Here is a 26020-nt window from a genome sequence, read left to right as displayed (position 1 = left end):
AACTAATGGAACAATTAATAATCTTTGCGATCATTGCCATAGTCAGCTCACTTTTCGGTAAATCAAAAAATAACAAACAACAACAGCAAAAACAAATGCCACCCTTTAATAAGGATGAGCAGCCGCAATCTCCTGTCATTATGGAAACAGAAGAGGTAAAGCCACAACGTCCAACACGTCCAACTATTAAAACGCAGAGCTTTGAGGATTTTGCACGTGAGTTTTTAGGGGATAGAAAGGCAGAAAAACCTAGAGTTGAAGCACGTGTTAAACCAGTAGAAGAAAAAGTGACGGAACAAATACCGAGCTATATGGCTCCTCCACTTATTCCGACTGAGCCATCAAGTCGCACGACTAATCGTCCAAGTCTTGGTCGATTGGCGGCTGGGAAAAAAGAAGTAAATGTAGCGACGACAAATAAGGGTTTTCAATTACCAAATTCTAAAAAAGCATTAATGCAGGCTGTGGTGATGGCAGAAGTTTTAGGCTCGCCGAAAGCAAAAAGAAAATAACTAGCATGTCCTCCTTTTTTGACGCATATATTGCCGAAGAAGGAGGCATTTTTTATGAAAAAATTATTTCAATTAACGCCACTACTTGAATTATCACAGTTTGAAACATTAAAAATCATCGGCCCATATAGGTTTTTACATGCAGATGCTACATCTTGTTCGTTTGTCTACGCTGATTATCATATTACTGTGCGTGGAAAATCCGTGGATATAAACGCTATTAAAGAAGAAATGCTTCATCTTTCGATTGATGATTTACAAGAACTACATGTAAAAATGACAAAAGATATGGGTGTGAGCAACAATGTGGAATAATCGACCAATCATCATACGTATAAAGCGCCATGAAAATGTTCATCCTTTTATTCAAACATTGCATGCACAACATGTTCCGTTAAAACGTGTTGTATTTCGTGAGCAAGAAGTCAAATTTGAAACAAATATGCGTTATCTATCAAAAATTCGCCGTACACGTAGCCGTTACCGACTCAAAATGACTGTACATTATGCAGATGAGCTTCAGGTTTTTCGAGCGCAACTTTGGACTATGCTCGGTCTATTTATAATGATCTTAATACCCCTATTATGTGCACAGGTAATTTGGCGGGTCGATATTGAGGCAGCTACTCCTGAAATACAGCAGAAGGTAGAGAAGACATTTAATGATACTTTCAAAATGGAGACGCCTATGTCTAAAAAAGTATTACCATCTGATGCAATCATTCGGCAGGAACTGTTAGAAAAGCATCGAGAGCTAGCGTGGGTGCATATTGAAAAACATGGTGGTCGTGTGATTTTACGACCTCAGGAATCCCCAAAGCAAGCAGAACAGACGAATGAAAAGTTAGCAACACACTTGGTAGCTACGAAAAGTGGTGTGATAACCCACTTTAATATTCAAAATGGTGAACGAAAAATTTCGGTAAATGATACAGCTTATGATGGCGATGTTCTTGTAAGTGGCGTCATCGAAAGTGGAAATGATCATGTCTTTGTCGGTGCAAAAGGAGACGTCTTTGCAGATTATTGGCTTGAATGTACATTCAAAATTCCGACAAAGCTAACGATGGAAACGCTACAACAGAAACAGTGGCGTGTATTAGTAAAGGGCATTCATAAAGAACAGGTTGACTATGTTCAAAAAAAAGAATTACCAAACTGGCTGGATCCATACGTTTCAATTGTTGAAGAGCAACAAACAAAAACGATGGAAGTAGTACTTGATAAGTCAAAAATAGATTCACTACTCATGCCGCTACTCCATGAAAAATTGTTACGATCACTACCTGCGAAAACGGTTATCAAAAAAGAAAACCTTTTACAGGCGAAGTGGGGGAATGGTACAGTTGAAGGGAAAGTTCTATTTTTAGTCAATGAGAACATTGCAAGTCCAATACATGGCTCACAAGGAGAATGATTATGTCTGAACATTTAACTGTATTACAAGTGGATAATCCAAACGAAGCTGTAATGTTACTAGGTATTTCCGATGCTAATATGAAATTAATTGAAGAGGCACTACATGTCCATATAATTACTCGTGGTGAACAAATTCAACTTGCTGGTGAGGAAGACGCTAAAGAACAAGCGACATTTCTTTTACAGGCACTCTTAAAAGTCATTCGTAAAGGCATTAATATTGATCAGCGTGATGTAGCCACAGCAATCGAAATGACACAAAAAGGTACAATTGAATATTTTGCAGAACTCTACGATGAGGAAATTGCTCGCACGACGAAAGGCAAGCCAATTCGTGCGAAAACAATTGGTCAACGAGAATACATACAAGCGATCCGTCACAAAGACGTTGTTTTCGGTATTGGTCCAGCAGGTACCGGTAAAACGTATCTAGCAGTGGTAATGGCTACACAAGCGCTGAAAAATGGCCATGTAAAGCGTATTATTTTAACGCGTCCTGCAGTAGAAGCAGGGGAGTCTCTAGGCTTTCTTCCAGGGGACTTAAAAGAAAAGGTGGATCCTTATTTACGTCCTCTGTATGATGCATTAAATGACATTTATGGCTCTGAGCAAACACAACGACTCATTGAGCGTGGCACAATTGAAATTGCACCTCTAGCCTATATGCGTGGACGGACATTGGACGATGCTTTTGTTATATTAGATGAAGCACAAAATACAACACATCCACAAATGAAGATGTTTTTAACACGTTTAGGCTTCGGCTCAAAAATGGTTATTACAGGAGATAAAACGCAAATTGACTTACCAAAAAATGCAGATTCTGGTTTGATTGTGGCAGAACGTACATTAAAGTATGTCAAGTCTATCCATTTCCAAATTTTAGAACAGGGTGATGTTGTTCGCCATCCAATAGTAGCAAAAATTATTCAAGCCTACGAAGAACAGCAACTTTAGAATAATCGTACTAGCGATTATTCTAAAGTCTGCGCGAAAGCGAAGCGTCAGCGGCACTAAAGTCTGCCCCGAGAAAAGGTACACCAAAGCGACAAATCGTGACAGAGGGCACCTATTTTATATGGGAATATAGTTATATTTTGGTAAAAAATGTGACAGCTATGCAAATTTGTATAGCTGTTTTTTGCTTTCTTATACTTTTTTCGAGAAAAATGTTTTTTGAATTGGTATGATAGTAGATAGATAGAGGAGGTGCCAGATGGAGAAACAACTTCGAAAAATTACCGAGCTTATTGGTTTTCGCTACTTTTTGATTGCTGTTCTCATCTTAACAGGAGCCTTACAGTTTGCATTTATGTATGGCAATGTTAAAGGTGTTACATATGATTTTAAACCATTACAGCTTGCACCAGAAACTGTTCGATCTACTAAAACAATCGAAGATACAGTTAAGACACAACAAGAGCGAGAAAAAGCAGCAAATGCAGTTGCGCCCGTCTATCAGTTTTCAGAGGATGTCGCTAAGCAACGCGCCGCTATTGTGGCGTCTTTATTTGACTATGTCCTTGAAGTAAAGAAGGATGTTGACAGCAGTGAAGAACCTGTTGCAATTGTTGACCAGGTGGCGCAGCTACGAAAAAAAATAGAATCTATTGATATTGAGCAAATGCCTGTAACCTTTACTGATGCCCAGCTAGAAATTTTATTACTGCAAAGTGATACAGATTTAAAGAGAACGAGTACAATGCTATCAAAACTTGTGCAGGACTATTTACAAAAATCAATTCGTGCAGAAAATGTGTTGGCTGCTCAAAATGATTTTGAAATAAAAATTCGTGGACAGCGAGGTTATCCCGATAAAATATTAAGTGCAGTCGTTTTAATCGGGCGTGCGAGTATTATTGAAAATGAAACGATAAATGAGGAGCAAACAAAAGTCATAATCGAGCAGGCAAAAGAATCGATTGAGCCTACTCGTATTTTGCAAGGTCAAATCATTGTTCAGGAAGGCCAAATAATTGATACGGAGGCTTACCGACAACTGGAGCTTCTCGGAATGGTGAGCAATAAAGCGTCTATGAAGCCAATTGCAGGATTGATTATATTAACCTTCCTGCAATTGATATTCATGTTTATATTATTTGAACGATGGGAGGCAGATGAGCAAAAAAAGCGCAATGCACTACTTGTTACCGTGATTGTCTATAGCTTATCTATTCTCTTAATGAAGTTCATTAGCTTAGTCGCAGGTGGTTTTGATGTGACTGTCGCATTTTTATTCCCGACAGCCCTAGCAACGATGCTAGTGCGATTGCTAGCAGATGATCGGGCGGCAATATTAATCACAGTTATGACTGCTGCTTCAGCAGGTGTCATTTTCCAAGAAGGCTATTCATCGGTGATGCAAATGGAGATTACACTGTATATCATCTTCGGTGGCTTTGCGAGCCTATTCTTTATGCGTAGTGTCGAAAAGCGCTCGCATATTTTACAAGCAGTCGGTGTCATTTCACTCGTGAATTTGGCTTTTATAGCTTTTTATTTACTCATGACACAGTCGTCGTATGGATTTTCTGAGCTACTGTTTTACTTTATCGCTGCGATACTATCTGCCCTGCTTTCAGGTGCACTGACAATGGGCTTATTACCATTCTTTGAATCTGCATTTAGCTTATTATCGACGTTGCGTTTAATTGAACTTTCTAATCCGAATCATCCGTTACTGAAAAGATTACTTATGGAAACACCAGGAACATATCATCATAGTGTAATGGTAGCAAATTTGGCCGAAGCTGCTTGTGAAGAAATAGGTGCAGATGGCTTACTTGCGCGTGTAGGATGTTATTATCATGATATCGGAAAAACGAAAAGACCTGCTTTTTTCATTGAAAATCAAATGTCTGGTATCAACCCGCATGATTCAATGCCGCCAGAAACAAGTGCAGAAATTATTATCGCACATACGACGGATGGAGCAGAGATGTTAAAGCGCTACAAGATGCCACAGGAAATTATTGATATTGCGTTGCAACATCATGGGACGAGTCTTTTAAAGTTCTTCCTGTATAAAGCGAAGGAAGAGGGCAAAGTAATTGATGAAGCGAAGTTCCGATATCCAGGTCCGAAGCCACAAACGAAGGAAGCAGCGATTATTAGCGTTGCTGATAGTGTAGAAGCAGCGGTACGTTCGATGAAGGAACCGAATGCAGAAAAAATTCACAAGTTAGTGAAGGCTATTATTGATGATCGTGTACAGGACAATCAGTTTGATGAATGCGATATTTCGCTAAAAGAGTTAAAATGTATAGAGCGAGTGCTTTGTGAAACGTTGAATGGGATTTTTCACTCACGAATTGAATATCCAAAAGCAGATAAGTAGGAGGATCTATGATTTTAACAATTGATTTTACAGATGAAACAAATGAAGTAACTGCGAAACATATGGAACTTGTGGAGAAGCTTTTACAGCATGCAGCAAAAACCGAAAACATTGAACCGGAAACAGAAGTGTCGGTTACATTTGTAACAAATGCAGCTATTCAAGAAATTAATCGCGAATATCGTGGTAAGGACCAACCAACAGATGTTATCTCTTTTGCTTTAGAAGAATTAGGTGAGGGCGAAATGGAAGTGACATTTGAAGGGATGCCTCGAATTTTAGGGGATATTATTATTTCAACGGATCGTACGAAAGAGCAAGCTGAAGAATACGGTCATACATTTGAACGTGAATTAGGCTTTTTGGCTGTGCATGGCTTCTTGCATCTACTTGGCTATGATCATATGGTGCCTGAGGATGAAAAAGTAATGTTCGGGAAACAAGATGAGATCTTACAGTCATACGGCTTAGGACGTGACTAAATGGATGTACGCAAATATTTTCGCTCGTTCGTCTATGCCTTTCAAGGCATCCTATCAGCATGTAAGGAGCAAAATTTTAAATCGCATGTGCTAAGTGCAGGAATTGTCTTGATAGTTGGCTATTTTACTGGTTTATCACGTGTAGAATGGTTCATTGTGTTATTATTAATAGCACTGATGTTTGCTCTTGAAATGATAAATACCGCCATTGAACGAGTGGTGGATTTGGCGTCGCCAGCTATTCACCCGCTTGCTAAGCAAGCAAAGGATCTTGCAGCGGGTGCAGTACTTGTATTTGCTTTATTCAGTGCTATAATCGGTTTACTAATCTTTATACCGAAATGGTTTTAACTTCATTCCTTATGGAGAGAAACACAGGCGAAGCGACAAGACGTCGCTTCGCCTGTGTGACCAACATCGCGTTGGTAATAGCTTCGACAAATGGCATGGATTGTGAGAAAGGCAGAAAAGGATAGCGATAAAGTAGAGCTTGCATACAACTAGTTATCCGTCTTGTCTTGTGCTGGTATCAGTATCCAGACTATTTGGTTTTCTATAGTGGAAGTAGAGCATCAGCTACTATTATGTTGAGGCGAAAATGATTTTTATGTAGAGGAGAATTAGCGTAGATGACAATTGATATGCATGCATTATTAGAGGAGTCAAAGTTAGCGCGAGAAAAGGCGTATGTTCCTTATTCGAAATTTAAAGTAGGGGCGGCTCTTTTAACGAAAAATGGCGATGTCATTCACGGCTGTAATATTGAAAATGCAGGCTATAGTATGACCAATTGTGCAGAGCGTACGGCGTTTTTTAAAGCAGTATCAGAGGGCATATATGAATTTGAAGCAATTGCAATTGTCGCTGATACAGATGGCCCTTGTGCGCCATGCGGGGCTTGCCGTCAAGTGATGATGGAGTTTTGCGGGCCAACGATGCCTGTCTATTTAACAAATTTAAAAGGTGATGTTACGGTAACGTCGGTTGGCGAATTATTACCGTTTGCATTCACAACGGAGGATTTAGAGAATGCTGGAAAATAATACTGGCTATAAGTCAGGCTTTATCTCGATTATTGGTCGACCGAATGTAGGAAAGTCAACATTTTTAAACCGAGTAATAGGTCAAAAAATTGCCATTATGAGTGATAAGCCACAAACAACAAGAAACAAAGTACAAGGTGTACTAACAACAGACGATAGCCAAATGATTTTTATCGATACACCTGGGATTCATAAGCCCAAGCATAAATTAGGCGACTTCATGTTAAAGGTGTCTAAAAACACATTGCGTGAAGTGGATGTAATTATGTTCATGGTGAACGCAGAGCAGAAGCTTGGAAAGGGAGATGAGTTCATTTTAGAATTGCTAGAAGGTAACCCTACTCCGGTATTCCTAATTATCAATAAGATTGATCAGGTTCACCCAGATGCATTAATGGGGATTATCGATAGCTATAAGGAGCGCTATGACTTCGCAGAAATAGTGCCGATTTCAGCACTAAAAGGAAATAATGTTGAAAATCTATTGGCTACACTAACGAAATATTTGCCAGAAGGTCCGCAATATTATCCTGCTGACCAAGTAACAGACCACCCTGAGCGATTCATTATTTCAGAGCTTATTCGAGAGAAAGTGTTACACCTAACTCGTGAGGAAATACCACATTCTATTGCAGTGGTAATCGATAAAATCCGTCGTGATGAAGAAAACGAAGGCAAAATCCGTGTAGCAGCGACAATTATCGTTGAACGTGATTCGCAAAAAGGAATTGTCATCGGTAAACGCGGAGCCTTATTAAAAGAAGTGGGGATACGTGCCCGCAAGGATATCGAAATGCTTCTTGGCTCTAAAGTCTATTTAGAATTATGGGTTAAGGTGCAGAAGGATTGGCGTAATAAATCAACGCATTTACGTGATTTCGGTTTCCGTGATGACGAATATTAACGGCTGTTTTATTCAGTAGTATTCTCTCACAACTTTAGAAGTTGAGAGGAACACTGGATTTAGGTGTAATGGATTAAATAGTGTGAGAAAGGGGCTGTCCAAATGATGTTTTGGAGAGCTCTATTTTCTTGTGAATGCTAAGGAGAGGAGGGACCTGGTTGCTTTATAAATGGGAAGGTATTGTTCTAAAGGCGCGTGCCTATGGGGAGTCCAACAAAATTGTAACGCTATTAACGCGTGAAGCTGGAAAAGTGGCAACTATGGCACGTGGCGCAAAGAAGCCTTCGAGTAGATTAGCTGCTGTGACTCAGCCATTCACATATGGCATGTTTATGGTACAACATCATATAGGTATGGGGACATTGCAACAAGGTGAACATCTGAATTCAATGCGTCATATTCGTGAGGATATTATGGCAACTGCCTACGCAAGTTATATAATGGAACTGGTTGAGCGAGTAGTGGAAGAGGGAAAACCAGAGCCGTTTGCGTTTGAAGTGCTTTTACAAGCATTACAGGCGATTGAGGACGGTTATGATCCAGAAGCAATAACTCTGTTTGTAGAGTGGAAGATGCTACCGTTTACAGGTGTGCAACCCATTTTACATGCCTGTGCTTCATGCGGTGCGGTAGATGGAGAATTCGCCTTTTCCTTTGCACAGGGCGGTTTTTTGTGTCACCGCTGTTATCAGCACGATCCATATATTATCCGTTTAACACCCACACAGCTAAAGCTTATACGAATGTTTTATAGTGTACCAATTGATCAAATTGGAAAAATAGAATTGAAGAAGGAAACAAAGTATTTTATCAAAAAAATTATAACAACGATTTATGAGGAACAAACAGGAATTCGTTTTAAGACAAAGAAATTTATCGAGCAGTTGGAGAGAACACCTGAATTACAACCGAGATCACCGATTACAAATACAGAAATGCCAGAGGAAGACTAACATTCCTCTGGCATTTTTTATCATCTACAATTCATTAAAATTCATCATTAGCATTGATAAAATCGTAATAAGCAGCCCATTTACCAGCGATTTTTAGAAATTCAATATATAAATAAGTCGTTTCGCCATTTTTACCAGTAATATGTAAAATAGCTGTCCCCTCCGCTAGAGGCATAACATTCAGTGTGCTTCCCACGATTGTCGCTTTCACTGGAATCTTGTATGCAGGATCTGAACCATCGTTTAAATCTTCTAATACGACATTGATTGGCTCAAACGATAAATCCTCACTTGTAAATGTTAAATCATTTGAAAGTTCGTAAAGATCGATGCTGCGAACAAAATCATACGTATCCACATCGGCAGCCATTGTTTGTTGTTGTGTACCATTGGTAAACGTCAAAAGATACTGTCCATTTTTAAAGATGGATAATGTTGTCTCATTATTTTTTGTTTCTAAAGCATATAAATCTGAAGATACGGCTTGACCATCAGCAGTTTGAATACTTACTTCCGTTGGTACGAATTTTAAATCACTTTCCTCTAGATTTAAAGGCAGGTTTTCAATATGGTCTGCTTCATTTACTTCTTCCAAAGTTGTTTGTAGTTTTCCATTTACATTTTTCACATGAACTAAGAAAAAGACATCCATAAACTCCTCAGTATCTTCAGTAAAACCAGTAATAACTAATTTACCAGTACCTTCTTTTAAAGGATTAATCGTAATAGACTCTGTCATGTCTTGTTCTTCGTCCCAAGTGAAAATATCTTCTGCCGGTTCGATGCCACCGTAAGAGGCAAAGATGTAATCTTGGTTATAGTTACTTGCAAAAATAGTCGTATTGTTTAGCGTGTTTTCAGCACGAACAACAAAAGTAGCTAATTGCGATCGTTTTACATTATTTTGCGGTCCAAATGTAGTAGGCGTAGTACCTTTTGTGATGTGATTGGCATAAAGCGTTTGAATATAAGGTTCGTATTCGCTTCCTGCTATCACATCAGTAAAAGGTATATTTGTTTTGTCAGAAATAGGTAAATCAAAACCTTTGACAATCATTTTTGACATTTGACCTCGAGTAATATTTTTAGTTGGGTAGAAATATCCATTTGAGCCGCTGATAATGCCGGCATTTGCTAAGGCTGCAATCGCTCCATAGTTTTCATCGCCAGGTTGTATATCCTTAAATTGTGGGTTCGTCACATTGACAGTATCAAGATGTAAAATTCCAGCTAATATTTTCGCCGCTTGTGTACGAGTAATCGAATTTGCTGGTTTGAATGTGCCATCTGGGTAGCCAGAAATAATACCGCGTTGTGCTAAGTTCAGAATAGCTTGACCTTCCTCTGTTGATGCATTTATATCGGAGAATGATGTAGCAGCATATGCTGGGGTAGCTATAACGATAGCGCTCGTTGCTAGAGTTGCAGCTATAGCCATTTGATAAAAACGATGTGTATTCACTTGATTTCCTCCAAAAGTAGATGTAAATTATAGCACTGTCTGCGATAGTAACCCTTCCTATAACAAATCCAAACTTCCGGACGCCTGAAAAAGTATGGCGGTATACCATAAAAATGTTAAATTACTGTTTTTTAACATTAAACATTCACTATAATAATTTATTTATATCAAATTGTTGAAGGTGAGAATAGAGGGAATTTTATCCTTTAAAAAATAAAGTAGGAGCGAAGTTGAGAATTATCGATAAAATATACATTATTATAGGGTTTCCTGAAAGCAAAAGCATGTGAAAAAAATCATTTTTCTCTTAAATTTATTTGTTGGCAAAAAAATATTTTTTATCAATAAATATATATATTAATAATTAAATAATAGGTATATATAATTAATATAAATAGAAATGAAACTTGAGAAAATGGATATTATATAAGTCAAAAGTTATAAATATTAAAAAGGTTAATAATATAATCATAGTATTAACTAATCATTTGAGTCCCATATACTAGTTGAAAAGGTATTTTAACCTATGATATTGTAAGGGGTATAGATAATTATATTTATACTATTCTTGTATAATTTATGCGTATTGTACCAATCGAAAATTAGTTCCAATATTAATAATATATCTGACATGCATATAAAAAATGAAAAAAATGCCTCTATCAACAAAACGTATTAATACTACGTTTATTAGAACAACGCAGTCCTATGGAAAAGGGAGGGAGGTCACATAATGCTGGAAAATTGCGTATGTGGCAAAAAATGTGCTAAGAAAAGTTACATTAAGTATTGACGAAGTGGAAGCGGATGATATTTTAGCTGAAGATATTTTTTCCGAGTATCGCTTATTAGCTAAAAGAGATTTAGTGTTAACCGAACGGATTATTACATTACTCAAGCTTAGAAAAGTAGAAGAATTATCAGTTTATTTACCTTCAAAATCAGTACGAATTGTCCATGATTTAGGTGCACAGCGTACGAGGGAGTATGAGGATATATTTGCACCACTTATAGAGAAAAAGGAAGAGATTGATGAGTATAAAGAAGCGGTAAACAATCTTTTTATGACAACTTTAGAGAATGTTGTTCATGAATTACGTTATGGCCAAATTTTAAAGAGTATACAGGATACTTCATATGTAAGGAGTATTTTTGAACTGATTTTGGAAGAAAAGCATCGCTATGACTTACTTATGCGCTTAAGAGAATGGGATGAGTATTCATTTGTTCATTCGTTTGACGTATTCGTACTAGGTACAATATTTGCACGTCATTTAGGTCTAACAGATATCGAAACACTTGCAAGAGGCTATTTATTCCACGATATTGGAAAGGTATTTATTCCACAGGAAATTTTGAATTTAAAGCGAAAACTATCTGAAGATGAATTTGAAATTGTCAAAATGCATACCACAAAAGGATTTGAGCTACTTGTAGAGAATGGTGAAGAGGATATCGCCTATTTGGCTCGTGACCATCATGAGCGATTTGCCGGTAAAGGTTATCCAAATCATCTTTGTGCAGATGAAATGAGCGAGGGTGTTCAGTTATTACAGATAATCGATGTGTACTCCGCTATGACATCGAAACGTGTGTATCATACAGGGTATGGTGCGACAGATGCGCTAGCTGTTTTATATCGTGATCGTCATCTATATAACGAAAAATTTATGCATAAATTTGTGGAGTGCCTAGGGATTTATCCTGTGAACTCTGTTGTGCTACTTTCCGATTATCGAAGGGCACAAGTAGAACTAGTCTATGATTTATTTCCCACGCTACCAAAAGTAAAACTGTTAGATGAGCAGACGTCTATGAATTTGCCATTGAATTATAGTGTGAAAATCGTAGAGATGTTTGACTATCGTGCTGATAGTTTCGAAGAAATATTTAACTTGTTTGTAGAGCAATTAATTCGCTGTGACGAAAAAAACTTAAGAGTTCATTTTAATAAATTAATCGATCATTTGCATCCAAAAGAAATTGTTTTGAAAATCTTCTTACCTGCCTTCCGAATTTTGAGATTATTGACAAGAGAAATTCAAACCGATATGACGAAATATAGAAATTCTATTAATATCTTAAAGAAATTATTGGAAGAGCAACTAAATGTTTTATACATGGATTATCAGCATGATCAAACGACTGTGTTAGTGGTGGAGACATCACTTCGTGAAAATTTTTTCATTAAATTAGTTCAGAGTATTTTGTATATTGATAAAATAGTGCCATTCTTTATCAATCCAGGAGACGATCAGCGGATTACACAACTTATGGAGCATTGCGAGGTAAATGTAGCCTACTTTATAGAAGATGAGTTAACAATGGAAAAACGAGTGCGTCCAATGCGTGAAGGCACATTTCTTTATTATTCATTAAATGATATTGAAGAGTTGCTTGTTAGTTTAGTAGGGATGAGTATGAAAAGGTTTTCATTTGAGGAAAAAATGCAAGAACGTTTATTTACAAAATTAAAGTCATAAGAAAGAGGGAGTCGCATCAGTGACTCCCTCTCTACTCTATAAATTCAACTATGCCTTAATATGGGCATTTTAGTTATACTTTCGGTGCAAAGTTCGCATCCATCTGTAAGCATCTGAATTAGAATTGAAGATGTTTTTCAATGTATGCCTTAACATCGGCGATTGGCATGCGAACTTGGTCCATAGAATCACGGTGACGTACTGTTACTTGACCGTCTTCTTTTGAATCAAAATCGTATGTGATACAGAATGGTGTACCGATTTCATCTTGACGACGGTAGCGTTTACCAATTGATTGTGATTCGTCATAGTCTACTGGGAATGCTTTGCGAAGCTCCGACCAAACATCAGCAGCTTCATCTGATAATTTTTTTGAAAGCGGTAAAACTGCTGCTTTAAATGGTGCAAGAGCAGGGTGGAAACGTAATACTGTACGCTTATCATCTCCTTCAAGCTCTTCTTCATCATAGGCATCACATAAGAATGCTAATGTTACACGGTCTGCACCTAAAGACGGCTCAATGCAATATGGTACATAGCGTTCATTCGTGACAGGATCGATATACGTGAAATCTTCTCCAGAATGCTCCATATGTTGCTTTAAGTCGAAGTCTGTACGGTCAGCTACTCCCCACAGCTCACCCCAACCAAATGGGAATTTGAATTCGATATCTGTTGTTGCGTTTGAATAGTGGGATAATTCATCGTCCTCATGATCACGAAGACGCATTGAATCTTCTTTCATACCTAAGTTCAGTAACCAGTTTTTACAAAATTCTTTCCAATATGCATGCCACTCCAGGTCTTCACCTGGCTTACAGAAGAATTCAAGCTCCATTTGTTCAAATTCACGTGTACGGAATGTGAAATTACCTGGTGTAATTTCGTTACGGAATGATTTACCGATTTGTGCTATACCAAATGGTGTACGTTTACGCATAGAGCGTTGAACGTTTTTGAAGTTTACGAAAATACCTTGCGCTGTTTCTGGTCGTAGGAAAATTTCGTTTGTAGAAGATTCAGTTACACCTTGGAATGTTTTGAACATTAAATTAAATTGTCGAATATCTGTGAAATCAGCCTTGCCACAATCTGGGCAAACAACGTCGTATTTCACCATTGTCTCTTTCATTTGGTCGAATGTCATTCCGTCTACAATAATTTCATCGCCTTTTGCTAAAGCCGCGTCTTCGATGATTTTATCTGCACGGTGACGCGCTTTACATGCTTTACAGTCAACCATTGGATCATTGAAGTTTCCTACGTGACCAGAAGCAACCCATGCTTTTGGGTTCATGAGGATTGCAGCGTCAATACCTACATTATGTTCTGATTCTTGAACGAATTTTAGCCACCATGCTTTTTTTACATTATTTTTTAATTCAACCCCAAGAGGACCGTAATCCCAAGTGTTTGCTAAGCCTCCGTAGATTTCAGAACCAGGGAAGACAAAGCCTCGATGCTTCGCTAAAGATACAATAGTTTCCATTGATTTGTTAGCCATTAAAATAGCCTCCTTAAATTGTTTTTCATAAAATGAATGAGTAGTTTAATCAGTTCCTCTATGGCAGATTAGTTGTTGTCGCTACGCTTTCGCGTGGATAAACAATGCATTTAGATTTTGAAATGGGTTTTTCAAAGTCTATGACATTCGCCTTAGTTCTAGTTAAACTAAAAATAGCACCCGTCTCCGGGCACAAATAATGCCCAGGGACGAGTGCTAAAACCCGCGGTTCCACCCTGATTGTTTTAAACGTTTTGTTTAAAACCTCTTTTCAAGAAGTTAGCTCAAGGAGTGCCTTTTCTCTGTTACTGTGTAGACTTTCACTATCTTCTACTCGCTTTTAAAATAGAACAGATACTTTTTTTCCTATCATCGCTTGTATAACGCAATATCGCTCGAAAATACATGTAGAGCAAGCGTCTGTGTCAATATTGTAGCATGTAGTTCTTTTCTTCGCAATAACCATTAAAATAGTATATAATAATTGAGCATGAGTATAACACTATTAGATTTGAGGCGGTGAGTCCAATCGAACTCAATAAACGTCAGGAAGACATTTTACAAATTGTAAAAGAAAACGGCCCGATTACAGGCGAACATATTGCAGAACGTCTTAATCTGACAAGAGCGACATTAAGACCAGATTTAGCTATCCTTACGATGGCGGGTTTTTTAGATGCTAGACCACGTGTTGGCTACTTCTATTCAGGTAAAAAAATGTCCGTTACAATGATGGATAGCATCAACAATTTAAAAGTGAAGGATTTTCACTCTGGCCCGGTGGTTGTGCCAGAAACAATGACCGTGTATGATGCGATTTGCTTCATGTTTTCAGAGGATGTTGGGACACTCTTTGTCGTAGATAAGAACGAATTTTTGACAGGAGTACTGTCTCGTAAGGATTTACTGCGTACAAGTATTGGCACGCAGGATTTAAATAAAATTCCTGTACATATCATTATGACGAGAATGCCAAATATTTCGTACTGTGAAAGATCGGATTCGTTAATTGTCGCAGCGAATAAACTAATTGAGCGTGAAGTGGATTCGTTACCGGTAATAGAACCACAAGAGGGTGGCTTAACAATTGTTGGGCGTCTTACAAAGACGACGATTACACGTGCTTTCTTATCACTTGCTCAAAATGTCTAAAATTGAGGGGAACAGCATGAAGAAACTTCGAGTTTTTGTCGTTTCCGATTCAGTCGGTGAAACTGGTGACCAAGTAGCAAAGGCTGTTATTAGTCAATTTCGACCAGGTTTAGAGAAAACTATTATTCGTCGCTTTCCACATATTCAATCTGAAGAACTTGTACGTAAAATTGTCTGCCTAGCAGCGAAACAGAAGGCATTCATTATTTATACACTTGTTCGGCAGGAGATGCGTGCGTTATTACATGAATTATGTGAGAAAGAAAAAGTACATGCCGCGGATATATTGGGAACTGCGCTGAAATCAATGGCAATGTTTATGGAAGAAATCCCACTAGAAACACCAGGGATTGTACATCAGCTTGATGATGATTACTTCAAAAAAATTGAAGCAATTGAATTTGCGGTGAAATATGACGACGGTAGAGACCCGCGTGGTTTATTGCAAGCTGATATTGTGCTAGTTGGGGTATCCCGTACATCGAAAACACCACTTTCGCAATATTTAGCACATAAACGTTATAAAGTGGCGAATGTACCATTAGTCCCAGAAGTGGAGCCACCAGATGAATTATTACAAATAAATCCAAAAAAATGTTTTGGCTTAATTATTTCTCCTGATAAATTAAACTATATTAGAAAAGAGCGATTAATGTCTTTAGGATTAAATGATGATGCCATCTATGCGCAACATACGCGTATATTAGAAGAAATTCAACATTTTGAAAAAATTGTCGCTAAAATTGGTTGTAAAGTTATTGATGTGACTAACAAAGCTGTAGAAGAAACAGCGAATGAAATTATCGAGTATATTACAAACTGTTAATAAGAAACAAAGTTCAGTAAACCACCTCGGTTTGTTAGAGGCGGTTTTTTTGGGTCGTTATTGAAAATAGTATAGATAAAAACTAATTTTTGTTTTATAATAATAAAATTGTGGTAAAAATATTAAAAAAGAGAAAATTCCTATTTTTTTGTCGAGAAATAAAGGAATTTTAAAACGGATAGCGAATTGTGTTCTAGAACGTAACTTAAAGATGGTGATGAAATTGGCAGGGAAGATTCCAGAAGAAGTGATTGAACAGATTCGGACACAATCGGATATTGTGGATGTCATTAGTGAATATATGCAGCTCACAAAGCGTGGGCGTAATTGGTTTGGACTCTGTCCATTTCATGGAGAACAAACACCATCTTTTTCTGTGTCAACAGACAAGCAGATTTTTCATTGCTTTGGTTGCGGGGCAGGCGGTAATGCCATTACTTTTGTCATGGACATTGAGGGGATAACTTTCCCGGACGCAGTCGTGAAACTTGGTGAACGTGCTGGCATACATTTAGATGTTGGTCCAAGTTTACCTGAAGTGACGAAAACGGTCTCTAAAGCAGAAGAGCGCATGAAAGAAGCGCATGCTTTTGCAGCGGATTTTTTCCATCATTTACTGTTGAATACAGAAGACGGTGAAGAACCTTTAAATTATTTGCTAGAAAGAGGATTTACAAGGGAACTTATCGAATCTAATAGCATTGGATGGTCTCTCCCAAGCTTTGATGCATTAACGATATTGCTTGAAAGAAAAGGTTATAACTTACAAGAAATCGCAGACAGTGGTTTAATTATCAAGCGTGAAGGGGAAGAACGCTATTTTGATCGTTTTAGAGGGCGTATTATGTTTCCGATTCGTGATGAGAATGGTAAAATCATTGCTTTCTCAGGACGAATACTTTCATCGACTGGTGAAGAGGCAAAATATTTAAATAGTCCAGAATCACCAATTTTTCATAAGAGTGAAGTGCTTTATAACCTAGACAAGGCACGAACCTCCATTCGAAAAAATCGTCATGTAGTATTGATGGAAGGATTTATGGATGTTTTAGCAGCTAATTCAGTAGGTGTAACGAATGCCGTCGCTACAATGGGCACTTCGCTTACGAATCAGCATATCACAAAGCTAAAGCGCTTAGTAGAGCAAGTTACGATTTGCTATGACGGTGATAACGCTGGATTTGATGCGGCGAAAAGAGCGGCACAGTTACTGCAGACTGAACGCATGAAAGTCGATATTGCGGTGTTACCTGACAAACAAGACCCTGATGAATATATTCGGAGTCTAGGTGGACAAGCCTTTAAAGAACAGATTTTGGAAAATCCGCATGCGTATATTGCTTTCATGATGATGCATGCTAGACGCAATAAGAATTTTCAGTTTGAAAATGATACGCTTCAATATATTCAAGAAGTGCTCGAACAACTGGTAGGTCGGTCCTCACCAGTCGAACGAGATTTGTATATAAGACAGCTATCGAATGAAACAAATATTTCGGAAGAAGCGATTTATGCTCAATTTCGAAAAATAGAGGCAAGTCAGGTACGCTCTGCAAAAGTAGAGATGCCCTCACAGGTGCCTTCGATGCCAGTCACGCAGCAACAAAAGCCTATGGACGCAGCTGAACGTGCCGAACGTTTATTACTGGCTCATATGCTTCATAATATAGATGTAGTGGACAGGGTATTACGTAATGAACAAAGAGAGCCTTTTGTACGAGATGCGTATATGGCTGTTTTTGTTCGGTTAGTAGGATTTTACGAGGAATATGGTCATTCAGATTATCAGCGCTTTGTAGAGATTCTAGATGACCTTGAATTACGAAAAATTGTCATGGAAGCGGCTTTAGTAGAGAGAGACCCTGATTATGCAGAAGCAGAGGTTTCAGATTCTATACGTCAGCTGCGGAAATATCGAATTGAGCAAGAAATTCATCAAAAGATGCATGAGTCAAAGGAAGCGGAGAAGATGCATGAGTATGCGCGTGCACTTGAAATCGCCCAACAGATTATTCATTTAAGAAAATCGTTATCGGCGATTTAACCCGATTCGGTTGTTTAGAAGGAGGAAGGTTTATGGCGGACAAGTCTGAACGTTCAAAAGAGGTAGAAGTAGAAATTACATTAGATGAAGCAAAAAAATTGCTTCAAGAAAAGGCGAAAACAGATGGTGAAATTTCGATGAAAGAAATTTCAGAGAAATTATCACCTTATGAGTTGGAGAATGAAGAGGTCTTTCACTTCGCCGAAGATCTTGAAAAACATAAAGACATTCAAATCATTGGTAAAGAAGAATTTGAAGAAGAAAGTTTAATGAAAGAAGAAGCAAGTGAAGAAACTTTTGACTTAAATGATTTGAGCGTACCACCAGGCGTTAAAATAAATGATCCCGTACGTATGTATTTGAAAGAAATTGGTCGAGTTGATTTACTTTCTGCTGAACAAGAAATTGCTTTAGCAGAACGTATTGAACAAGGTGATGAGGAAGCACGTAAACGTCTAGCAGAAGCAAACTTACGTTTAGTGGTTTCGATTGCGAAACGTTATGTTGGTCGTGGCATGTTATTCCTTGATTTAATCCAAGAAGGGAATATGGGACTAATTAAGGCAGTTGAAAAGTTCGACTATCGTAAAGGTTTTAAATTCTCGACATACGCAACGTGGTGGATTCGTCAAGCAATTACACGTGCAATTGCTGACCAAGCACGAACAATTCGAATTCCTGTGCATATGGTAGAAACAATTAATAAATTAATCCGTGTACAACGTCAATTACTTCAGGACTTAGGTCGTGAACCTTCTCCAGAGGAAATTGGTGAAGAAATGGATTTAACACCGGAAAAAGTACGTGAAATTTTAAAAATTGCGCAAGAACCAGTATCTCTTGAAACACCAATCGGGGAAGAAGACGATTCACACTTAGGTGACTTTATCGAGGATTCAGAAGCGCAATCTCCTTCTGACCATGCAGCATATGAACTGTTAAAAGAACAATTAGAAGATGTTTTAGATACATTAACTGACCGTGAAGAAAATGTACTACGTTTACGTTTTGGTTTAGATGATGGTCGTACTCGCACTCTTGAAGAAGTAGGGAAAGTATTCGGTGTAACACGTGAACGTATTCGTCAAATTGAAGCTAAAGCGCTTCGTAAATTACGCCACCCTTCTCGTAGCAAACGATTAAAAGATTTCTTAGAATAATTTCTAATATAAAGATACCTTCAATGGGAGGTATCTTTTTTTTATCCCGCATTAACGGTCAGTAAGACGCCCATCTCAAGTGGAGAGTTGAGGTAGGAATTCTGCTAAGCAGTTCTTAGTGGAAATAAGCTGAACTAAGTAGTATTGCACAAGAAATATTGTCTAGATGAAGCAAATATACCTGGGAATTTAAATGATATAGTTACTAACGGAATACAGTAGAAATAAAAATACATATTTAGAAGGGGTCAAAAGTTCTCCTTTTTGCGACTTTTTACAGATGTCCTTTTGTAGGTTGTGAGATAAAATTGTAGTACAACCATTATTAAGCAATGTTTGGAGAATACATTATGACAAATCCTCGTAAAAAAATAATCTTAAATGAGATTTTGTTTTGGAAGCAAAATAAACTATTACCAGAGCATTACTGCGATTTTTTAGCAACCCTTTATGCAGAAGGAAAAGACTTACAGGAGCTAGAGTTTGCGAATCATAAACAGGCTGTCTTGCCCTTAGAAAAACGAAAAATGATATTTTTGATAGTTGGTTTATGTATTGCCGTGATTGCACTTTTGTATGTCTATTTTACAGTTCCCTCTTTAACAATGATTTTAACGGTTATTGTGGCTATAGCTGCGATTACGTTATTCACAATAGCGTTCCGAGTTGTGAAGCAAAATAATTTGTTGGCTCCTATACTCCATATTATTGCCGCGATTTTGTTATTTAGTGGTTCAATTCGTATTTATACTACATATTTTACTGGGAATAATCTTGCATTATTTGGTTTGATTGCTGCTAATTGTGGAGTGTGGCTGTGGTCAGGCATAAAAATGAAGCTACTTTATTTCACAGTCTCAGGTGTTCTTGGGTTAATGGCACTAATCGGCTATTATATCATAAACTTAACATAAACCGATTCCTCCTATGGTCAAAAGCTCATAGGAGGTTATTTTATTTTTCTAAAATAGTAGTATAACTTATTTAGTGAAATAGTAATTAGAAAGTTGCATCAAAGTGATTCAAAAGACTGGATATGATACGCCACTAATTTTTGTGTTTCTAAAATTAAGATATTCTGTTAAATGAAATAATGAAAATCATGTTGTTTTTAGGTATATGAAAGCGTCTTAAGTGGAAAGATAGTTTCAAGAAGAAATAACTATTAGCGAGTGGAAAATGTATTTTAGAAGTCCATATATTGGGGATAGCAAGACATATTTTATCCAATTGATACAGAAAAGTCGAATTTGTTACAAACAAAGGAAAACTTAGCGAATAGGGCTTTTCGTTTCATGTTTAATGCAGTACAATATTAGATGTTGACTGATTCTATATTATAATAGAAATAGATTTAAAAATGAGGAGGGGAAACATATGAAAAACAATCCAGTCGTTCCTTACATCTTAATTCTGGCATTTGGTATTGGTCTTATTTTCTTCATGTCTATACAAGGCGCAGATAACAAGAAAGAAATTGCTGCTGAAAATGAGGGCGGTGGCGAAACTACAGAAGCTACTGATGACGGTTCTGCATTAGTACAATCTTGTATCGGTTGTCACGCTAGTGACTTATCTGGTGGTGTTGGTCCAACCCTACACGGCTTAGATGAAGCGCGTATCGTAGATGTATTAACAAACGGTATTGAGGGAACTCCAATGCAACCAGGAATGAAAAACGAAGCGGAAGCAAAAGCAATCGCTGAATACATTTCTACACTAAAATAGTTTGAAAATGGCTGTACTAAAAGCGTCTTCACGCTTTTGGTACAGCCTCTATTATTTTGATGGAGTTGCTCAATATTTGAGACAGCTCCATTTGTTTTTTTGCACGACATCATACATACTAGAATGGACTCTATATAAGGTAGGCGGTAAAAAATGAACGCACAAAAATTATCAAAAAGATTAGAAACAGTGGCCAAATTTGTGCCAACAGGTGCAGTTGTTGCTGATATTGGCAGTGATCATGCCTATTTGCCTTGTTATTTAATTCATAAAGGTATTGCGTCTTACGCAGTAGCAGGTGAGGTAGTCAAAGGTCCGTTTGAATCAGCAGTTGGACAAGTGCAAAAAGAAGACTTAACTGAAAAGATTACAGTGAGACTAGCAGACGGATTAGCTGCTGTGGAAGCGGCTGATCATGTAGATACGATAACAATTGCAGGTATGGGTGGACCTCTGATTGTGTCAATTTTAGAAAAACATCCTAATAGCTTACATGGTGTTACACGTCTTATTCTGCAGCCAAATATTCATGCCAAAGTGATTCGTGAATGGGCGTTAGCAAATAATTGGGCGATCCTTGATGAAGAAATTTTAGAAGAAGATGATAAAATTTATGAAATTCTCGTATTGCAAAGAGGGCCGATGGAGCTATCTGCAGCAGAATTTTTATTTGGTCCAAAATTAATGCTACGTAAATCGCCCGCATTCATAAAAAAATGGATGCGTGAAAAAGAAAATTGGCAGCGTGTTTTACAATCTATTGAAGAAGCTGAGCAAACACCCGAAATTGAAGTAAAACGTGCAGAATTAATAGGCCAATTAAAGTTAGTGGAAGGGGTTTTATGAGATGAAAACAGTAAATGGTCAGGAAATCATCCAATTGTTTGAATCATGGTCACCTAAAAAACTAGCATGCATGGAAAATGATCCAATTGGACTCGCAATTGGCACATTGAATAAACCAGTAAGTAAAGTTTTGGTCACATTGGATGTTAACGAAGCGGTAGCAGATGAAGCCATCGCGCAGGGCTGTGAGCTTATAATCGCGCATCATCCGCCAATATTTAGACGTCTTGCGAATATTCGCACGGATAATCCAGCGGGACAATTATATGAAAAGCTTATCAAGCATGATATTGCAGTCTATGCCGCACATACAAATCTAGATGTGGCAGAGGGCGGTGTCAATGATTTACTTGCTGATGCGCTACAACTTAAAGATCGTTCGATATTAGAAGAAACATATGCAGAGGATGTTTTTAAACTTGCGGTTTTTATCCCCACTGCCAATGCAGATGAACTACGAGAGACGCTAGCACAGGCTGGAGCAGGGCGTCTAGGATTCTATGAGGCATGTAGCTATACGACGACTGGGGAGGGACGTTTTCGTGCGTTAGATGGAGCCGATCCGCATGTGGGATCGATTGGAGAGTTACATGTCGAGAAAGAAGAAAAGGTGGAAGTCGTTTTCCCTGCATCCATCAAAAATCGTCTATTAAAGGCAATGTTAAACATGCATCCCTACGAGGAACCTGCATATGAGGTGATTCGCTTGGACCAACAAACAAATATTATGGGCTTAGGACGTGTTGGTTATTTACCACAGGAAATGACGCTCCATGAATTTGCAGAGTTTGTAAAGCAGCAGCTAGATGTACCAACAGTACGTGTCGTTGGTGATTTACAGTCGAAGATTAACAAGATAGCACTTGTTGGCGGTGACGGCAATAAGTATATTTATACGGCGAAGCGTGCAGGAGCAGATGTGTTTTTAACAGGTGATATGTATTTCCATACTGCACAGGATGCACAAGCCATCGGTCTACAAATCGTGGATCCAGGACATCATGTAGAGAAGGTTATGATTGCAGGGGTAGCGAATAAGATGGCAGCAATGTGTGAAGAAAAAAAGTTCTCAGTGGAATTTGTACAATCTACCATTGATACAGAACCATTTTTATTTGTCTAGGAAGGGGAATTAAAGTGGGAAATGGGCGACCTGCTGGCAATAATGCTGGAAAGTTATGGATTATTATTGGTCTAATGATTGCTGTATTTGGAGGAGGCATGACTTTGGTGACCAATAATATGAATGAAAAGAAAATCGATGCAATGACTCAGCAATGTGAGGATGATGGTCGTAAAGCCATTGTCTCCAAGGAAAAAAATTTTTTATCAACAGGCTATTCATTTGAATGTAAACAATAAAAGAACACAAGACTGAATTATGCGATCGTGGTAATTCAGTTTTTTCGTCATTTTATTGTTCAAGTTTGAAGTGATATGATGTTGGGAAAGTATAGAGAGGAGCGATTCATTTTGTTTATCCGTTTAACAAAGGAACAACAAGAATTAATAATAGCTGATATTCAACGCTTTTTTTATAATCATCGAGACGAGGATATTACAGAATTTGAGGCTGAAAGAGTATTCGATTTTGTGAAGGAATATGTGGCACCGCATATTTATAATGCAGCCATCTCAGACGCAAAATATGTAATGGACAGACAGCTCTCTACGATTGAAGATGAATTAGCTGCATTAGAGCGGCCGATAAAAATAAAATGAACAACTTGGAAGAGACCCAATTGCACAAAGAGTTGTGTCTCTTTTCATTAGAGTAAGTTAAAAAATCTGAAACGGAACAATTGACAAGGATAATCATGGTGTGTTAAATTTATCTCGAATTAAAGATAAAGGAATTCGAAGTAAATACACGAGAAGAAATTTATATTTTTTTCATTTATATCTCGAAATCGAGATATAAATTGTAACAAGCGCTTAATAAATCTTGAGTAAAAATTGAATAAAGGAACGTATTCCTGTGCACCATGGCTTAGAGAGCTGTTTTCCTTAAATTTCATGGAAAATAGGGAGGTTACAAGCTTGAGTTTTTTAAAAAAATTATTCGGTTTCAGTTCAACTTATGAACAAGAAGGAGGAAAAGAAATGTTGAAAATTGGTATTATTTTAGGTAGTACACGTGAAGGTCGTCTAAGTCCACAAGTAGGTCAATGGGTGAAGGAATTAGCAGAAAAACGTCGTGATGCGGAATATGAAATTATTGATATTGCAGAATTTAAATTACCGTTACTAGGTGAGCCAGGGGGAGATGCATCTGGTGCAGCTGCATGGTCTCAAAGGGTCGCTGCATGTGACGGCTTTGTATTCATTGTTCAAGAATATAACCATTCGATATCTGGAGCACTTAAAAATGCATTAGATTATTTACGTGAAGAATGGAATAACAAAGCAGCTGGTATTGTTTCATATGGTTCAGTTGGTGGAGCACGAGCGGCAGAACATTTACGTGGTATCCTTGGCGAGTTACTAGTAGCAGATGTTCGTGTACATCCAGCACTCTCCTTATTTACTGACTTCGAAAACGGTTCAGTGTTTAAGCCAAAAGATGTGCAAGCTGAATCAGTAAACCAAATGTTAGACCAAGTCATTCCATGGTCAACAGCACTAAAAACAATTCGTTAAAAAGATTTGGGCTGTCCAAAAAGTAAAAAATAGTATGCTAGGAGTACTCATGGCAGAAATTACAAAATGCAGTCGGGTATTTCAGACAAATAGATATAAGAAAAACGCTTGGAGAATATCCAAGCGTTTTTGTTTATGAATATCCAAATGCGATTACGTTTACGAAAAACGTCAATAGATTTTGACATTTAAAGATAGGAATTAATGTTTTATTTCTGCAATGACTTGCTGTTGTAAATCTGCATCCATAGAAGAAAGTTTTACATTGTTTGTAAGACGTTCTTTTAATTCTTGATCTGTCATAACGCCACGTTCTTCTAAAATTTCAATCAGTAAATTTAATGTCATCAAGTTTTTAATATCTGCTGCTTTTGAATCCATGAGAATGCCCCCGTTAGTATAAGTATGTGTGTCCACTTAAGTGTACGCCTTTTTTTGAAAAGGAGCGCAGAAAGGTCATAACCAAGCAAATATATTTCGCGTCACGGAATATTTTTGATGATTCTAGCAGGCTAAATTAATCACAAGAAAGTAAAAAAGCTAGTTACCTCGAGAGAGATAACCAGCTATCTTATTTTTGTAGAATGTCACAAACACGACCAATTTGTCCGTCGGTTAAGCGTACTTTAATACCATGTGGATGGTAAGCAGAATTTGTTAGTAAATCCTTTACAATGCCCTTTGTTTTTATGCCTGACCGCTGATCTTTTTTTAGAATAATGTTGACCTCAAGACCAGGGTAAATATCTTTTCGATTTTGTCCGTTCATACTTTACCTCACAACTGTGTAGAATGATTTGAATTATAGCATAAAATGAAGTTAGTTACTTCCCCAAAATAGCGATTGGTAAAGTGAAGCCAGTAATGCCACGAATAATGTATCGTCTGATTGGAAGAGTGTATAGACGATACCTTCCCGTACAATGCCATTTTCTACAAAACATGCACTGGCAATTTTTTCATCATTGCAATATAAATAAGCAGTTGAAGTGAAGTCCTTCTCAAAGCGAAAGACTAGGTCATCCATCGTAAAGGAATAAGAAGATTCCAGTAATTGCACAGTTTTTCGTTGAATCGGTAGAACACTTCCATCAGGCAAAGTTAGCTGGTGACTTACACCTTTGGGAAATAGAGTAGATTGCACTAGAAAAAGTGGTTTCCCCTGAGTAGTGCATGTTTCATAACGTTGTGGTAGTGAATCTTGCGACGCAATGAGGAGTGCGGTATTAAGCACTTTTCCAACAGTTGAACGTTCTACTTTTTGCAGTAGGCAAACTGTTTCGTTGTGCTCATTAACAATCGGTAAATTTGAGCATCTATCAAATGGTTTTGGATATGTAAGTGTAAATATAGCCATGAAAAAACCTCCAATCTACTTACTCTATACGTGTAAGCTAGATTGGAGGTTTCGCATTATGGTCATTTTATTTTTCCAATAGAGGTAATAAAACTTTTAAAGATAGAGTGATAACGCCTATCCCGTAGTAACGGTCTATATGGCAGGGGATGAAGATAACCCCTCTAG

General features: G+C 37.7%; 27 protein-coding genes. 22 read left to right on the top strand and 5 right to left on the bottom strand.

Annotated elements, in window-relative coordinates; all coding sequences use genetic code 11:
- Positions 1 to 5 precede the first annotated feature (5 nt).
- From ACQKII_RS05225 to recO, 10 genes are all read left to right on the top strand, one after another.
- The gene (locus ACQKII_RS05225; RefSeq protein WP_427457013.1) at positions 6 to 512 is read left to right on the top strand and encodes a hypothetical protein; all 507 of its coding nucleotides are present in this window, start codon (positions 6 to 8) and stop codon (positions 510 to 512) included.
- 54 nt (positions 513 to 566) lie between these two features.
- The gene (locus ACQKII_RS05220) at positions 567 to 827 is read left to right on the top strand and encodes a hypothetical protein (protein WP_143995388.1); all 261 of its coding nucleotides are present in this window, start codon (positions 567 to 569) and stop codon (positions 825 to 827) included.
- Positions 817 to 1929 carry a sporulation protein YqfD gene (locus ACQKII_RS05215; protein WP_427457011.1) on the top strand — a complete coding sequence of 371 codons (1113 nt, stop codon included), beginning with the start codon at positions 817 to 819 and terminating at the stop codon, positions 1927 to 1929. The genes ACQKII_RS05220 and ACQKII_RS05215 overlap by 11 nt, the downstream gene beginning before the upstream one ends.
- Positions 1930 to 1931: 2 nt before the next feature.
- Complete coding sequence (locus ACQKII_RS05210; protein ID WP_427457009.1) at positions 1932 to 2888, top strand: PhoH family protein; 957 nt, start codon at positions 1932 to 1934, stop codon at positions 2886 to 2888.
- A gap of 259 nt (positions 2889 to 3147) precedes the next feature.
- Positions 3148 to 5268: an HD family phosphohydrolase gene (locus ACQKII_RS05205; RefSeq protein ID WP_427457007.1), complete on the top strand. Its 2121-nt coding sequence runs from the start codon at positions 3148 to 3150 to the stop codon at positions 5266 to 5268.
- A gap of 8 nt (positions 5269 to 5276) precedes the next feature.
- Positions 5277 to 5750 carry an rRNA maturation RNase YbeY gene (ybeY, locus tag ACQKII_RS05200; protein WP_427457005.1) on the top strand — a complete coding sequence of 158 codons (474 nt, stop codon included), beginning with the start codon at positions 5277 to 5279 and terminating at the stop codon, positions 5748 to 5750.
- Positions 5751 to 6101, top strand: coding sequence for a diacylglycerol kinase family protein (locus ACQKII_RS05195; RefSeq protein WP_427457003.1), 351 nt, complete (start codon positions 5751 to 5753; stop codon positions 6099 to 6101).
- A gap of 278 nt (positions 6102 to 6379) precedes the next feature.
- Positions 6380 to 6793: a cytidine deaminase gene (locus ACQKII_RS05190; protein WP_427457001.1), complete on the top strand. Its 414-nt coding sequence runs from the start codon at positions 6380 to 6382 to the stop codon at positions 6791 to 6793.
- On the top strand, positions 6780 to 7697 hold the full coding sequence (gene era / locus ACQKII_RS05185; protein WP_427456999.1) for a GTPase Era: 918 nt from the start codon (positions 6780 to 6782) through the stop codon (positions 7695 to 7697). Before ACQKII_RS05190 ends, era begins: the two co-directional genes overlap by 14 nt.
- Before the next feature lie 158 nt (positions 7698 to 7855).
- Positions 7856 to 8650, top strand: a complete 795-nt coding sequence (gene recO, locus ACQKII_RS05180; protein ID WP_427456997.1) for a DNA repair protein RecO — start codon at positions 7856 to 7858, stop codon at positions 8648 to 8650.
- Between the two features lie 34 nt (positions 8651 to 8684).
- On the opposite strand, the gene ACQKII_RS05175 is transcribed toward recO, so the two are convergent.
- Positions 8685 to 10112 carry an S-layer homology domain-containing protein gene (locus ACQKII_RS05175; protein WP_427456995.1) on the bottom strand — a complete coding sequence of 476 codons (1428 nt, stop codon included), beginning with the start codon at positions 10110 to 10112 and terminating at the stop codon, positions 8685 to 8687.
- A 764-nt stretch (positions 10113 to 10876) separates the two neighbouring features.
- Here ACQKII_RS05175 and ACQKII_RS05170 point away from each other — a divergent pair.
- Positions 10877 to 12595, top strand: a complete 1719-nt coding sequence (locus tag ACQKII_RS05170) for an HD-GYP domain-containing protein (RefSeq protein WP_427456993.1) — start codon at positions 10877 to 10879, stop codon at positions 12593 to 12595.
- A gap of 118 nt (positions 12596 to 12713) precedes the next feature.
- Here the strand turns inward: ACQKII_RS05170 and ACQKII_RS05165 are convergent, their stop codons facing one another.
- On the bottom strand, positions 12714 to 14099 hold the full coding sequence (locus ACQKII_RS05165) for a glycine--tRNA ligase (RefSeq protein ID WP_427456991.1): 1386 nt from the start codon (positions 14097 to 14099) through the stop codon (positions 12714 to 12716).
- Between the two features lie 519 nt (positions 14100 to 14618).
- Between ACQKII_RS05165 and ACQKII_RS05160 the strand changes: the two genes are divergently transcribed.
- The 11 genes from ACQKII_RS05160 (at position 14619) to ACQKII_RS05110 (ending at position 24495) form a co-directional block, all read left to right on the top strand.
- Positions 14619 to 15251, top strand: coding sequence for a helix-turn-helix transcriptional regulator (locus ACQKII_RS05160; protein WP_427456989.1), 633 nt, complete (start codon positions 14619 to 14621; stop codon positions 15249 to 15251).
- A 16-nt stretch (positions 15252 to 15267) separates the two neighbouring features.
- On the top strand, positions 15268 to 16077 hold the full coding sequence (locus tag ACQKII_RS05155; RefSeq protein ID WP_427456987.1) for a pyruvate, water dikinase regulatory protein: 810 nt from the start codon (positions 15268 to 15270) through the stop codon (positions 16075 to 16077).
- Positions 16078 to 16288: 211 nt separating this feature from the next.
- Entirely contained in the window at positions 16289 to 18121 is a 1833-nt protein-coding gene (gene dnaG / locus ACQKII_RS05150; protein ID WP_427456985.1) for a DNA primase, read from the top strand.
- A 32-nt stretch (positions 18122 to 18153) separates the two neighbouring features.
- Positions 18154 to 19281, top strand: coding sequence for an RNA polymerase sigma factor RpoD (gene rpoD / locus ACQKII_RS05145; RefSeq protein ID WP_143995374.1), 1128 nt, complete (start codon positions 18154 to 18156; stop codon positions 19279 to 19281).
- Between the two features lie 350 nt (positions 19282 to 19631).
- Positions 19632 to 20195 carry a hypothetical protein gene (locus ACQKII_RS05140; RefSeq protein ID WP_427456983.1) on the top strand — a complete coding sequence of 188 codons (564 nt, stop codon included), beginning with the start codon at positions 19632 to 19634 and terminating at the stop codon, positions 20193 to 20195.
- Positions 20196 to 20658: 463 nt separating this feature from the next.
- The gene (locus tag ACQKII_RS05135) at positions 20659 to 21009 is read left to right on the top strand and encodes a c-type cytochrome (RefSeq protein ID WP_427456981.1); all 351 of its coding nucleotides are present in this window, start codon (positions 20659 to 20661) and stop codon (positions 21007 to 21009) included.
- Positions 21010 to 21162: 153 nt separating this feature from the next.
- Entirely contained in the window at positions 21163 to 21855 is a 693-nt protein-coding gene (locus tag ACQKII_RS05130) for a tRNA (adenine(22)-N(1))-methyltransferase (RefSeq protein WP_427456979.1), read from the top strand.
- Position 21856: 1 nt separating this feature from the next.
- The gene (locus ACQKII_RS05125) at positions 21857 to 22978 is read left to right on the top strand and encodes a Nif3-like dinuclear metal center hexameric protein (RefSeq protein WP_427456977.1); all 1122 of its coding nucleotides are present in this window, start codon (positions 21857 to 21859) and stop codon (positions 22976 to 22978) included.
- Between the two features lie 14 nt (positions 22979 to 22992).
- Complete coding sequence (locus ACQKII_RS05120) at positions 22993 to 23217, top strand: hypothetical protein (protein ID WP_427456975.1); 225 nt, start codon at positions 22993 to 22995, stop codon at positions 23215 to 23217.
- Positions 23218 to 23328: 111 nt separating this feature from the next.
- Positions 23329 to 23577 (top strand): DUF2164 domain-containing protein, encoded by a 249-nt coding sequence (locus ACQKII_RS05115; RefSeq protein ID WP_427456973.1) that lies wholly within the window; start codon positions 23329 to 23331, stop codon positions 23575 to 23577.
- A gap of 318 nt (positions 23578 to 23895) precedes the next feature.
- The gene (locus ACQKII_RS05110; RefSeq protein WP_427456971.1) at positions 23896 to 24495 is read left to right on the top strand and encodes an NADPH-dependent FMN reductase; all 600 of its coding nucleotides are present in this window, start codon (positions 23896 to 23898) and stop codon (positions 24493 to 24495) included.
- A 201-nt stretch (positions 24496 to 24696) separates the two neighbouring features.
- On the opposite strand, the gene ACQKII_RS05105 is transcribed toward ACQKII_RS05110, so the two are convergent.
- The 3 genes from ACQKII_RS05105 to ACQKII_RS05095 all read right to left on the bottom strand — a co-directional run bounded on the left by ACQKII_RS05105 (position 24697) and on the right by ACQKII_RS05095 (position 25852).
- Positions 24697 to 24876: a hypothetical protein gene (locus ACQKII_RS05105; RefSeq protein ID WP_427456969.1), complete on the bottom strand. Its 180-nt coding sequence runs from the start codon at positions 24874 to 24876 to the stop codon at positions 24697 to 24699.
- 190 nt (positions 24877 to 25066) lie between these two features.
- On the bottom strand, positions 25067 to 25264 hold the full coding sequence (locus ACQKII_RS05100; protein WP_427456967.1) for a YwbE family protein: 198 nt from the start codon (positions 25262 to 25264) through the stop codon (positions 25067 to 25069).
- 51 nt (positions 25265 to 25315) lie between these two features.
- Complete coding sequence (locus ACQKII_RS05095) at positions 25316 to 25852, bottom strand: tubby C-terminal domain-like protein (RefSeq protein ID WP_427456965.1); 537 nt, start codon at positions 25850 to 25852, stop codon at positions 25316 to 25318.
- Positions 25853 to 26020: the final 168 nt, after the last annotated feature.

The organism is Lysinibacillus sp. NPDC048646, from assembly GCF_050272295.1.
In the GTDB taxonomy this organism is placed as follows: Bacteria; Bacillota; Bacilli; order Bacillales_A; family Planococcaceae; genus Lysinibacillus.
This window is presented reverse-complemented; position numbering and strand designations above follow the sequence as displayed.